This is a genomic window from Macrococcoides bohemicum (assembly GCF_016865215.1).
GTDB classification, from domain to species: Bacteria; Bacillota; Bacilli; order Staphylococcales; family Staphylococcaceae; genus Macrococcoides; species Macrococcoides bohemicum.
The window spans coordinates 2,075,191-2,088,186 of sequence record NZ_CP054482.1; the positions used below are offsets into that span (position 1 = coordinate 2,075,191).

16 protein-coding genes are annotated in these 12,996 nt (G+C 37.8%); all 16 read right to left on the reverse strand.

Features of this window, described 5'->3' with window-relative positions; all coding sequences use genetic code 11:
* Positions 1-17 precede the first annotated feature (17 nt).
* Complete coding sequence (gene murA, locus HT586_RS10905; protein WP_096078021.1) at positions 18-1,301, reverse strand: UDP-N-acetylglucosamine 1-carboxyvinyltransferase; 1,284 nt, start codon at positions 1,299-1,301, stop codon at positions 18-20.
* Positions 1,302-1,428: 127 nt separating this feature from the next.
* Positions 1,429-1,650, reverse strand: coding sequence for a DUF1146 domain-containing protein (locus HT586_RS10910; RefSeq protein WP_096078020.1), 222 nt, complete (start codon positions 1,648-1,650; stop codon positions 1,429-1,431).
* A gap of 218 nt (positions 1,651-1,868) precedes the next feature.
* The gene (locus HT586_RS10915; RefSeq protein ID WP_188018623.1) at positions 1,869-2,279 is read right to left on the reverse strand and encodes a F0F1 ATP synthase subunit epsilon; all 411 of its coding nucleotides are present in this window, start codon (positions 2,277-2,279) and stop codon (positions 1,869-1,871) included.
* A gap of 20 nt (positions 2,280-2,299) precedes the next feature.
* Positions 2,300-3,715: a F0F1 ATP synthase subunit beta gene (gene atpD / locus HT586_RS10920; RefSeq protein ID WP_096078018.1), complete on the reverse strand. Its 1,416-nt coding sequence runs from the start codon at positions 3,713-3,715 to the stop codon at positions 2,300-2,302.
* A gap of 18 nt (positions 3,716-3,733) precedes the next feature.
* Complete coding sequence (atpG, locus tag HT586_RS10925) at positions 3,734-4,600, reverse strand: ATP synthase F1 subunit gamma (RefSeq protein WP_096078017.1); 867 nt, start codon at positions 4,598-4,600, stop codon at positions 3,734-3,736.
* Between the two features lie 37 nt (positions 4,601-4,637).
* Positions 4,638-6,149 (reverse strand): F0F1 ATP synthase subunit alpha, encoded by a 1,512-nt coding sequence (gene atpA / locus HT586_RS10930; protein ID WP_111746798.1) that lies wholly within the window; start codon positions 6,147-6,149, stop codon positions 4,638-4,640.
* A gap of 22 nt (positions 6,150-6,171) precedes the next feature.
* Positions 6,172-6,705 (reverse strand): ATP synthase F1 subunit delta, encoded by a 534-nt coding sequence (atpH, locus tag HT586_RS10935; protein ID WP_096078015.1) that lies wholly within the window; start codon positions 6,703-6,705, stop codon positions 6,172-6,174.
* The gene (locus HT586_RS10940; protein WP_111746802.1) at positions 6,705-7,247 is read right to left on the reverse strand and encodes a F0F1 ATP synthase subunit B; all 543 of its coding nucleotides are present in this window, start codon (positions 7,245-7,247) and stop codon (positions 6,705-6,707) included. The genes atpH and HT586_RS10940 overlap by 1 nt, the downstream gene beginning before the upstream one ends.
* Before the next feature lie 67 nt (positions 7,248-7,314).
* A complete protein-coding gene (gene atpE, locus HT586_RS10945) occupies positions 7,315-7,527 on the reverse strand; it encodes a F0F1 ATP synthase subunit C (RefSeq protein ID WP_099581438.1) in 213 nt (70 codons plus the stop codon).
* 47 nt (positions 7,528-7,574) lie between these two features.
* Positions 7,575-8,306: a F0F1 ATP synthase subunit A gene (gene atpB / locus HT586_RS10950; RefSeq protein WP_111746806.1), complete on the reverse strand. Its 732-nt coding sequence runs from the start codon at positions 8,304-8,306 to the stop codon at positions 7,575-7,577.
* Between the two features lie 23 nt (positions 8,307-8,329).
* The gene (locus HT586_RS10955) at positions 8,330-8,683 is read right to left on the reverse strand and encodes an ATP synthase subunit I (protein ID WP_203545798.1); all 354 of its coding nucleotides are present in this window, start codon (positions 8,681-8,683) and stop codon (positions 8,330-8,332) included.
* A gap of 181 nt (positions 8,684-8,864) precedes the next feature.
* Positions 8,865-10,013 carry a non-hydrolyzing UDP-N-acetylglucosamine 2-epimerase gene (wecB, locus tag HT586_RS10960; RefSeq protein WP_203545799.1) on the reverse strand — a complete coding sequence of 383 codons (1,149 nt, stop codon included), beginning with the start codon at positions 10,011-10,013 and terminating at the stop codon, positions 8,865-8,867.
* Between the two features lie 17 nt (positions 10,014-10,030).
* Complete coding sequence (gene upp, locus HT586_RS10965; protein ID WP_096078011.1) at positions 10,031-10,660, reverse strand: uracil phosphoribosyltransferase; 630 nt, start codon at positions 10,658-10,660, stop codon at positions 10,031-10,033.
* Between the two features lie 68 nt (positions 10,661-10,728).
* Positions 10,729-11,964: a serine hydroxymethyltransferase gene (gene glyA, locus HT586_RS10970; RefSeq protein ID WP_133354132.1), complete on the reverse strand. Its 1,236-nt coding sequence runs from the start codon at positions 11,962-11,964 to the stop codon at positions 10,729-10,731.
* 22 nt (positions 11,965-11,986) lie between these two features.
* Entirely contained in the window at positions 11,987-12,508 is a 522-nt protein-coding gene (locus tag HT586_RS10975; RefSeq protein WP_111746815.1) for a TIGR01440 family protein, read from the reverse strand.
* Positions 12,501-12,947 (reverse strand): ribose 5-phosphate isomerase B, encoded by a 447-nt coding sequence (gene rpiB, locus HT586_RS10980; RefSeq protein WP_133354133.1) that lies wholly within the window; start codon positions 12,945-12,947, stop codon positions 12,501-12,503. The genes HT586_RS10975 and rpiB overlap by 8 nt, the downstream gene beginning before the upstream one ends.
* Positions 12,948-12,996: the final 49 nt, after the last annotated feature.

Consider the following 12,996-nt stretch of genomic DNA (forward strand, 5'->3'; position numbering starts at 1 on the left):
GGTTTGATTGTACATATTTAAGATTTTACAGTAACTTTTTTATCGCCTGTGCGTTCTATTTCCGCACCTAAACTTCTTAATTTAAGATGGAAATCTACGTAACCTCTATCTAAATGATAAAGTTCAGTGACTTTAGTGTAACCTTCAGCTACAAGTCCTGCCAATATTAAAGCTGCCGCTGAACGTAAGTCAGTTGCTTTTACTTCTGCACCTTGTAACTTACTTTCTGAAACACGTGCAATACGTTTATCTACTGTAATCCTTGCATTCATCTTAGCAAACTCTGCAACATGCATAAAGCGATTTTCAAACACTGTTTCATGCATCGTACTTTCTTTTGGTAAGACAAGCATAAGCGCCATCATCTGAGCCTGCATATCAGTAGGAAACCCAGGATGTGGTAAAGTCTTCACATGAACTTCCTTTAAAGGTTGTTCAGCGCGTAGTCGAATACCAGTTTCATCAACATCAATTAAACAACCAGCTTCTTCAAGCTTAGCAATGAGCGCCTGCATATGCTCATAGATGGCACCTTCAACATACACATCACCTTGTGTTAATGCTGCAGCAACTAAAAACGTTCCGGCAACAATTCTATCCGGTACAATTTCATGTTCAGCACCTTTAAGTGCAGCAACACCATTGATTACGATACGATCAGTACCAGCACCTTGCACATCAGCACCCATTTTATTTAAATAGTTTGCTAAATCAACGATTTCTGGTTCTCTAGCAACATTATCAATAATTGTCTTTCCTTCAGCGAGTGATGCTGCCATCATAATATTTTGAGTTGCGCCAACGCTCGGGAAATCAAAATAGATTTGTGCACCTTTTAATCTACCATTTACACGACCCATTAAATAGCCATTTGTTTGTGTGATTTCTGCGCCTAAAGCACGTAATCCTTTTAAATGTTGTTCGATTGGACGAGAACCGATAGCACAACCACCAGGCATCGCTACTTCAGCTTTTCCAAAGCGTGCTAATAATGGCCCTAACACAAGCACACTTGCACGCATTTTACTAACGTATTCATATGCAGCATGCGTTAAAAGTTCACCACTTGCATCAACTTCAACAGTATTAACATTTAATTTTTTATATACTTTCGCATTTAAGCCTTCTAAAACGGCTGAAATAGTATCCACATCAGATAAATCAGGAACATTTGTGAACACACTTTTACCCTCAGCAGCAAGAATTGATGCTGTTATAATCGGTAACACTGCATTTTTAGCACCTTCAACTTTAACATGACCCTTTAATTTAGTGCCACCTTTAACTATAATTGTATCCATCTTAACCTCCAAATTAACATAGCTATACATCTATTCTATACCAAATACCCCACGTGTTGTTAATGAAAACTTCTTAAACAATGAAAATATTAATATTATTTAAATATACCGTATATTAATTATATCACTAAAATAAAACCATAATAAGATTTGTTTGTTTAATTAAATCAATAATAAAGTTGGTCACTACATAACTCAAAGACATGCTTAAGCATATTAACAAAACTTGTATTTCTTTCATCTTTCCTGCTTTAAATAATTGATCAAAACGCAGTGCCTGCAAACTATTAAAACTCACGGCTGTGATAGCTAAATATAAAAAGACATATGTCAGTGCGTAAATATTCATATTTCTCCTCTACAAAAAAAGTACACAGATAACTGTGTACTTTAAATTTCTTAATTAATTGGCATGTTCAAAGCAAACGCTTTATCGACAGCCTCTTTTGAAACGGCGTAAAAGAAGCAGCCGCTAGTCAAACTTCAACAATTCCTTCAAAATCAAAAAGCGATTTTAAAGGAATTGTCTCCAGTTTGTTCGCGTCTTAACGCTTCTTTTACAGCCTCTTAGCGATATTTTGCAACTTCTAATCGGTTCATTGCACGATGTAATGCACGTTCTGCGCGGTGGAAATCAACATGTTCTGCTTTATCTTCTTTCATACGCTCTTCAGCGCGAAGTAAGGAAGATTTAGCTCTTTCAATATCAATTTCATCAGCTTGCTCAGCTGATTGAACAAGAATCGTAACTTTCTCTGGACGGATTTCAGCAAATCCTTCCGTTACAGCAATATGATCCTTATCATTAGCAGAACGTGTAACACGTACGGCCCCAATTTTTAGAGGTGCGACTGTAGGAATATGACCAGCCATCACACCCAATTCACCTGATTCAGTCTGTAATACTACTAACTCTGCTTCATGCTCTGAGTAAACTGAACCGTTAGGAGTGACGATATCTAATGCGATTTTATTCATAGTTCCATCCTCCTAAGAAATTAAACTTCAACACCCATACCTTTAGCTTGTTCTAACACAGCCTCGATGCCACCAACTAAGCGGAATGCATCTTCAGGGATGTGGTCATATTTACCATCTAAGATCGCTTTAAAGTCTTGTACCGTTTGTTGAACTGGTACGTAAGAACCTTTTTGACCTGTAAATTGTTCAGCTACGTGGAAGTTTTGAGATAAGAAGAACTGAATACGACGTGCACGGTTTACAGTCTTTTTATCGTCATCAGATAATTCATCCATACCTAAGATAGCGATAATATCTTGTAACTCACGATATTTTTGTAAAGTTGCCTGAACGCGACGTGCTACTTCATAGTGTTCTTCTCCAACTACTGCTGGTGTTAATGCACGTGATGTAGACGCTAATGGGTCAACGGCTGGATAAATACCCATCTCCGTTAATTTACGCTCTAAGTTTGTTGTTGCATCTAAGTGAGCGAACGCTGTTGCTGGCGCCGGGTCAGTATAGTCATCGGCAGGTACGAATACCGCTTGGATAGATGTGACTGAACCAACGTTAGTTGACGTGATACGCTCTTGTAATTGACCCATTTCAGTAGCAAGTGTTGGTTGGTAACCAACGGCAGAAGGCATACGACCTAAAAGTGCCGAAACCTCTGAACCTGCTTGTGTGAAACGGAAGATGTTGTCGATGAATAAAAGTACGTCCTGACCTTGTTCATCACGGAAGTATTCAGCCATTGTTAAACCAGATAATGCTACACGCATACGTGCACCAGGTGGCTCGTTCATTTGTCCGAATACCATCGCTGTTTTCTTAATAACGCCTGAGTCACTCATTTCGTGGAATAAGTCATTACCTTCACGTGTTCTTTCACCAACACCTGCGAATACTGAGATACCACCGTGCTCTTGTGCGATATTATTGATTAATTCCTGAATTAATACAGTTTTACCTACACCGGCACCACCGAATAGACCGATCTTACCACCTTTGATATATGGTGCTAATAAATCTACTACTTTGATACCTGTTTCTAAGATTTCAACTTTTGTAGATAATTCTTCAAATTTAGGTGCTAAACGGTGAATTGGATCACGACGCACGCTTGCATCTAATGCTTCACCTAAATCGATTTTTTCTCCTAATACGTTAAATACGCGACCTAAAGTTACGTCTCCAACTGGTACTGAGATTGGTGATCCAGTATCGACTACCTCTGCTCCACGTTGCACGCCATCAGTAGAACTCATAGCGATTGTACGTACAGCATCGTCACCTAAATGAAGGGCAACTTCTAACGCTAACTTCGTTGTTTTGCCTTCTTCACGTTTAATATCTAAAGTTAAGGCATTGTTTAATGCTGGTAATTGACCGTTTTCGAACTTAACGTCGATAACAGGACCCATAACTTGGATTACGTGACCTACTGCCATGTTTATTCCTCCTAAGTGTTATTCTAATGCGGCTGCTCCACCAACAATTTCAGTAATTTGTTGAGTGATTGCTGCTTGTCTCGCACGGTTATATTGTAATGATAAATCATCGATTAATTCTTTTGCATTGTCAGTTGCATTTTTCATTGCAGTCATACGTGATGCATGTTCACTTGCTTTACCATCTAAAATGGCACCATAGATTAAACTTTCCGCATATTGTGGAAGAATTACTTCTAAAATGGCATCTTGATCAGGTTCAAACTCATAGTTAGATAATGAAGTCTCACCTGATACTTCTTCTTTAGATATCGGTAAAATTTTGCGCTCCTGAACTTCTTGCTCAAGTACACTGATGAAGTGGCTAAAATGCATATAAATTTCGTCATATTCCCCAGTTTCAAAACGTGAAACAGCTTTTTGACTGATATCTTTAATTGATTTAAATGATGGTTGCTCAGAAAGCCCGATAATTTCACCTTCAACGTTATATTCACGTGAGCGTAAAAAATCACGACCAACACGACCAATTACTAAAATACCGTATTCAGCAGGATTGTTATTATGACGTTCTTTTATTTTAGCTGTAACGCTTTTTAAAATGTTTGCATTATAAGGTCCAGCAAGACCTTTATCACAAGTAATTACTAAGTAACCTGTCTTCTTAACAGGACGTGACTGCAACATTGGATGGTTTGAGTCTGAACTGTTACCTCCGATTGCTGTAATTGCTTCCTGCATTTTATTCATATATGGATAAAAGCTTTTAGCATTTTCTTCAGCACGACGAAGTTTAGAGTTAGAAACCATGTGCATCGCTTTCGTAATTTGACTTGTTTTTTTAGTCGAATTTATGCGGCCTTTTATGTCTCTAAGAGAAGCCATTTTGTCACCACCTTCTGATTAATTTCCTTATTAAAGATTATACTTCTGATTTTCTGAAGACTTTCTTGAATGCATTGAATGCTTCAACAAATGTTTCATCAGCTGGTAAGCCTTTAGTTTCACGGATTTCTTGGTAGATGTGTGGTGCGTTAGAACCAATCCATGATAATAACTCATCTTCAAAACGTGTAATATCTTCAACAGGAATATCATCTAAGTGACCTTTAGTTAATGCATAAAGAATTGTAACTTGTTTATCAACTGTTAAAGGTTTGTTTTGATCTTGTTTTAATACTTCAACCGTACGTTTACCACGCTCTAATTTCGCTTTAGTTTGTGGGTCTAAGTCAGAACCAAATTGTGCGAATGATTCTAATTCACGGTAAGATGCTAAGTCAAGACGTAATGTACCCGCTACTTTTTTCATCGCTTTAATTTGTGCAGAACCACCAACACGTGATACTGATAATCCGGCGTTGATCGCAGGACGTACACCAGAGAAGAATAAATCTGATTGTAAGAAGATTTGTCCATCTGTAATTGAGATAACGTTCGTTGGTACGTAAGCTGAGATATCCCCTGCTTGTGTTTCAACGAATGGTAATGCAGTAATAGAACCGCCACCTAAATCATCATTTAATTTAGCCGCACGTTCTAATAAACGACTGTGTAAGTAGAATACATCCCCAGGATAAGCTTCACGACCTGGCGGACGACGTAATAATAATGACAACTCACGGTAAGCTGCTGCTTGTTTTGTTAAATCATCATATACGATTAATACGTGTTTACCGTTGAACATGAATTCTTCTGCCATTGCTACACCAGCGTAAGGCGCGATGTATAATAACGGAGCTGGTTGAGATGCTGATGCTGATACTACGATTGTATAGTCTAATGCACCGTGTTGACGTAAAGTTTCAACAGCAGTACGTACAGTTGATTCTTTTTGTCCAATTGCTACGTATACACAAATCATATCTTCATCTTTTTGGTTAAGAATTGTATCGATTGCAACTGTTGTTTTACCAGTTTGACGGTCACCGATGATTAACTCACGTTGGCCACGCCCGATTGGTACTAACGCATCAATCGCTTTGATACCTGTTTGTAATGGCTCATCAACTGATTTACGATCCATAACACCAGTAGCTGGTGACTCGATTGGACGTGTTTTAGTTGTGTTAAGCGGGCCACGTCCATCAATGGGTTGCCCTAATGGGTTAACAACACGTCCAATTAACTCTTCGCCAACTGGAACTTCCATGATACGACCTGTACGTTTAACTTCGTCGCCTTCTTTAATATCTAAGTAAGGGCCTAAGATTACGACACCTACGTTATTTTCTTCTAAATTTTGTGCAAGACCTAATACACCGTTACCAAACTCGACTAGTTCCCCAGCCATAACGTTGTTTAAGCCATGAACTAATGCAATACCGTCACCGACCTGGATAACAGTACCTACATCCGTTACGGTCATACCAGACTCATAATTTGCAATCTGTGATTTTAGTAACGCACTGATTTCTTCAGCTTTGATGGCCATTGATGTCACTCCTTATAAGAAATTATTGTTTTTGAAACGACTTACTTAATTGATTTAATTCATTGATAACTGAACCATCATATACTGTCGTTCCGATTGTAGTACGAATACCGCCGATTAAAGATTCATTAATAACATTTTCAATTAATAATTTTTTATAGCCTGTTTTTTCGATGAATACTTTTCCTAATTCATCTAACTCTTCAGAAGATAGTGGATATACAGATTCTACTTTCATCTTTGCCTGTTGGTTTGCATTGTTATAGTATTCAACGAATGCGTCCACAATACCAGGAATAAGTCCTAATTGTTTGCGATCAGCCAAGATTTTCAGTAAATTCATTAATGGTGCATCCACACCTTTGAAGGTTTCTGTAACGAATGCTATACGTGCTTCTTTAGATACTTTTGGATCTTCTGCAAAAGACGCAAATGTTGAATCATTTACTAATGCCTGCTTTATCTCTAAAAGATCTGAATAAACACTTTGTGATACACCTTGTACCTTTGCAACTTCTAATAAACTCTCTGCGTATTTATTTAAGACGTTGGCCATTATTTATCGCCTGCCTCTTGAATAAATTGTTGAACAAGTTGTTTTTGATCTTGTTCGTTAATTTCTTTATTGATTACTTTTTGTGCAATTAAAACAGATAATTCAGCAACACGATCGTTGATGTCTGCAATAGCACGTTGTTTTTCATTTTCAATTTCAACTTGTGCGTCGCTCACGATTTTGTTTGCACGCATATTAGCTTCGTGGATGATTGCTTCTTGTTGTGTTTTAGCTTGTGCTTTTGCATCTTCCATCATAATTGAAACTTCGTTTTGTGTTTTTGCTAATAAAGCTCTATTTTCTTCAGCGTAATGTTTTGCATCTTCATTTTGTTTTCTAGCGCTATCAAGATCGTTATTAATACCTTCTTGACGTTCATCCATAATTTTCTTAAGTGGCCCCCAGGCAAACTTACTTAAAAGTAATAATAAAATTATGAACAGTGCTAAAGTATATAATGCTGTGCCCCATTGAACACCTTGAGGCACAGCTTGTGCTGTTTCACCTAATATTAAGAAATTCAAAGTTAACGCTCCTTTCATCGCAGTTATATTGATAAATGAATGGCGAAATCAAAGTTGACTTCGCCTTAACGAGTTACTTATATGATTATCTGTTCATTACCATGAAAGCGATAACTACCGCGATGATAGGAAGTGCCTCTACTAAACCTACACCGATGAACATGATTGTCATTAATGGTCCACGAGATTCTGGTTGACGTGCTACACCTTCAACTGTACGTGCTACGATGTTACTTACTCCTAAACTTGCTCCTAATGCTGCTAAACCGATTGCGATTGCTGCTGCTAATAAATTCATGAATAATTTCCTCCTAAAGAAATATAATAGTTTTTTAATTTTTTATATTAATGGTCATCTGACACTTTATGTGACATATAAACCATTGATAACATTGTGAAAATAAATGCTTGTACAGCACCTACGAAAATTGAGAAACCTTGCCAAACCATTGTTGGGATTGCTGCACCTAAAAACCCAGCCGCACCCATTCCTGCACCAGCACCCATTACCGCAAGTAAACCTAGTAAAACTTCACCTGCAAAAATGTTACCATAAAGACGCAGACCTAACGTTAATGTAGAAGAAAATTCTTCAATAATCTTGAACGGTACCATAAACCAAACGGGTTGAGCAAAACTTTTTAAGTAATTGCCACTTCCTCGCATTTTAACACCATAGAAATGCGTAAGTAGTACCATCAATATAGAAAGTGTTAATGTCACTGTTGGATCAGCAGTAGGTGATTTCCACCATAATGTATGACCGTTGATGATAGCAAATGGTAACCCTAGCATGTTTGCAATAAATATAAACATTAAAATTGTTACAGCTAGAAAGTGAAAACGTCCACCTTTGTTCCAAGCCATATTACTGTTGATAATGCCTCTAGCAAAATCGAAAATCCACTCGATAAAATTCTGTTTGCCATGTGGTCTAATACTTAAGTTACGTGTGCATAAAAGTGCGATAATAAATACAATTACAGCTGTAACTGTCAGCATTAAAACTGATGATAAATCGAACAGTAAATTATGACCTGCAATTTCGAGATTATAGAGGGGTGATTCGTGTTCCATTTCTTCACCTCTTCCTTTATGTATTATTTTTTTAAACTGTTCACACCATGAATGATAATCATTACATAGGTCAACATTAGGCCAAGTGCGATACCTAATATATCAAATATTGCAGGATATCTCACCCAGAAGAGGCATGCCATGACCGCTATTAAAAAACGAATGCCCATACCACTTGAGATATACAATGCATCACTCTTAATCGCACGCGATAAATTGTGATACCATACAAAAGTACTAATCGCAGACGCAATAGTACCAATAACTAATCCTAACACAAAATCATTATGCGTGAACATAGCGATTATTAAGAGTATTAAGATTAAATATATAAAATATTGCAGGTATTGCTTAAAAAAAGTCTTGAATTCTGACATATTGGGGAACTCCTTAGAAATAGTTTTCACGCGGATGAAAACCGTTTCATTCCACATTTTATGATAATATAGGCAAAATACCGTGTCAATGCTATGTCAAAACTTTAGAAACATAAATTTCACGGAATGTTCACAAATTAGACAAATAATTATGTTTGGTTTTAAAAAATTATCAATTTAATTATTTTTCAGATGCTTCTACCTTAAATGGTACCGGTTTTTCTTGTGTCAAGTTAAAATAATATTTTATATGACCACAAATTCTTTTAGAAGTTTCACCATCACCATAAGGGTTGCTTGCTTTTGACATACTTTGGTAAGTTGTTTCATCTGTCAGTAACGTTTTTGTTAACTGATAAATATTTTCTTCTTCAATGCCTGCAAGTTTTAATGTTCCAGCTTTAACACCTTCAGGGCGTTCTGTCGTATCACGTAGTACAAGTACCGGCTTACCTAAAGAAGGCGCTTCTTCCTGGACACCGCCTGAATCCGTTAATATAAAATGACTGCGCGAAGCAAAGTTATGGAAATCAATAACATCTAACGGTTCAATAAGTTGAACGCGATCGTGATTTGCTAAATGTTCAGCTGCGATCTCACGTACTTTAGGGTTTTTATGCATCGGATAAACTACTTCAACATCTTCAAATTCATCGACGATACGACGAATTGCACTGAAAATATTGTGCATCGGTTGTCCGATATTTTCTCTGCGGTGCGCCGTAAGTAAAATCACATTTCTGCCTTCAGCATTTGCAAGGATTTCAGAAACGTAATCACTTTTTACTGTTGTCTTCAATGCATCAATTGCAGTGTTTCCAGTAATCGCAATTTTGTCCGCCGGTTTATTCTCATTCAGTAAGTTTTGTGCAGCTTCTTCAGTCGGTGCGAAGTGAATATCTGCAAGTACACCTGTCATTTGACGGTTCATCTCTTCCGGGAATGGAGAATATTTCTGGAAAGTTCGTAATCCCGCTTCTACGTGACCGATTGCAACTTCGTTATAGAAGGCAGCAAGACTACCTGCAAATGTTGTCGTTGTATCACCATGGACTAAGATCATATCAGGCTTAGCTTCCTGAATCACTTCTTCTAAGCCTAAAATTACGCGACTTGTCACTTCAGATAATGTTTGACCTGCTTTCATTATGTTTAGATCATAATCTGGCGTAATATCAAAGATTGTTAATACTTGATCCAGCATTTCTCTATGTTGCGCAGTAACAACTACAATTGGTTCTAACTCCGGATCTTCTTTTAAAGCGAGTACAAGAGGGGCCATTTTAATCGCTTCAGGTCTTGTACCAAAAATCGTCATAATTTTTTTCATGATAATCTCCTATATTCTTATTTTGTACCAAATAATCTATCACCAGCATCACCTAATCCAGGAACGATATAGCCATGGTCATCTAATTTCTCATCTAATGCTGCGATATAGATATCTACATCAGGATGTGCTTCTTGTAATAACTTAACACCTTCCGGCGCAGCGATTAAACACATAAAACGAATTTTAGTAGCGCCACGTTTCTTTAAAGAATTAATCGCTTCAATTGCAGAACCACCTGTAGCAAGCATCGGGTCAACGACGATAAAATCACGTTCCTCAATATCCTGAGGTAACTTTGCGAAGTATTCAACAGGTTGCAAAGTTTCAGGGTCACGATATAATCCGATATGTCCGACACGCGCTGCCGGAATTAACTTTAATACACCATCAGTCATACCTAATCCTGCGCGTAAAATAGGTACAACTGCCATCTTCTTACCTGATAAACGTTTCGCTGTCATTTCAGTAACTGGTGTCTTCACTGTGACATCATCTAATTCTAAATCGCGCGTAACTTCGTATGCCATTAACATACCCACTTCATCTACAAGCTCGCGGAATTCTTTCGTTCCAGTCTGCTCGTCTCGAATGTAACTTAACTTATGTTGAATTAACGGGTGATCAAAAACATGGACTTTCGCCATAATAATCTTCTCCAAACTATATTGTATTTATTTCTTTTTATAAACTCAGGTGATTTATCGTTAAATCTTTACTGATATAAAGGAAACTTATCTGTAATTGATTTAACTTGCTCTCTTGCTTTCGCTAACACTTGTTCATCTTCATAATTTGCTAATACGTCAGCGATAATATTACCGATTAATTTCATTTCATCTTCTTTTAAACCACGTGTTGTTACTGCTGGCGTACCAATTCGAATACCACTTGTTACAAATGGACTTGTCTTATCAAATGGAATCGTATTTTTATTCGTAGTAATACCAACTGCGTCTAACGCATGTTCTGCAACCTTACCTGTTAAGTCCATCGGTGTCACATCAACGCTAAACAGATGATTATCTGTGCCACCACTTACGATGCGCAGTCCTCTTTCTGACAATGACGCAGCAAGCGTCTTCGCATTGTTAATAACTTGTGTTTGATACGTCTTAAATTCAGGTTGTAACGCTTCACCAAATGCCACAGCTTTCGCTGCGATTACATGCATTAAAGGTCCGCCTTGAATACCCGGGAATATTGCTTTATCGATTGCTTTTGCATATTCCGCTTTACATAAAATCATACCACCACGTGGCCCACGTAACGTCTTATGCGTCGTTGTCGTTACAAAATCAGCATATGGTACCGGGTTTTCATGAAGACCTGTAGCTACAAGTCCAGCGATGTGTGCCATATCAACCATAAATAATGCGCCAACTTCATCAGCAATTTCTCTAAATTGTTTAAAGTCAATTTCACGTGAATATGCTGAAGCACCAGCAATAATTAATTTCGGTTTGTGTTCTTTTGCTAAAGCACGTACATTGTCATAATTGATTGTTTCAGTTTCTTTATCCACCTCGTAAGCTACGAAATGATAATCTATACCACTGAAATTCACATGAGAACCGTGCGTTAAATGTCCACCGTGACTTAAATCCATGCCTAGTACAGTATCTCCTGGTTTAATCGCTACACGGTAAACCGCCATATTCGCCTGAGATCCTGAATGCGGCTGAACGTTTGCATGTTCTGCTCCAAATAATTCTTTCGCTCTGTCTCTTGCTAAATCTTCTACGATATCGACAAACTCACATCCACCATAATAACGCTTATGCGGGTAACCTTCAGCGTATTTATTTGTTAATACTGAACCTTGAGCTTCCATTACAGCTTTAGAAACAAAATTTTCTGAAGCAATTAATTCAATGTTGTTATTTTGTCTTTCTAATTCTTTATGCATTGCCTCAAATAGTACATTATCCTGCGCTTTAATTTCGTTCATCATATATCCCCCTGATATTCATTTAATATTGACTTCTAGGACCACCAATTAACTTCGGACGATGCGTTGCAATCGTAACCACTGCTTCGCCTACTTTTTTCGTTGCAACGCGTACAGGAATCTGTACATGTTTAATATGTTGACCGATCAGCGTCTGACCGATATCAATACCTATATCACACACGACATGCTCAACAACTACTGGATCTTCGAAACTTTGATATGCCAGACTACTCATACTGCCACCGGCCCCTTTTACAGGTACCACGCTGACTATTTCAAAGCCATATCGCTCCTGCACACGACGTTCCATCGTTATCGCACGATTGATATGTTCACAACCCTGGAAACAAAAATCAACACCCGTTTGTTTGTGTATACGTTGAAATGCTTCAAAAAATACTTTTGCTACTTCATCAGAACTATTTGTACCGATACGTTCACCAATAACTTCAGAAGTTGAACATCCAATAACACATAACGTATTTGGCTTAAAGAAATCAATTGCTACGAGTTCATCCAGCAATGTATTAATGTTATCCATTGCTAGACTCCAGCTGCGCTATTTTATCGATACGTTTCTGATGGCGTCCACCTTCAAATTCACCATCCAACCATGTTTTAACGATAAGTAGCATCAATCCTTCACCAATAACACGTTGTCCCATTGCCAGGATGTTCGAATTATTATGTTCGCGTGTCACTTGAGCTGTAAACACGTCATGAACGAGCGCACAACGAATACCCGGCACTTTATTTGCTGTAATACTCATCCCAATACCAGTACCGCAAATCAAAATGCCTCGGTCATATTCACCGTTTGCTACAGCATGTGCTACAGGACCTGCATAGTCTGGATAATCGACTGATTCAGTTGATGCTGGCCCGAAATCCTTAAACTCAATACCTTGTGCTGTTAAAAATTCTGTAATTTTAGCTTTGTACTCAAATCCACCATGGTCACTTGCAATCGCAATCTTCACAATATCCCTCCTTTTATTACATACTTCATATTATAGCCTATTTAAAAAG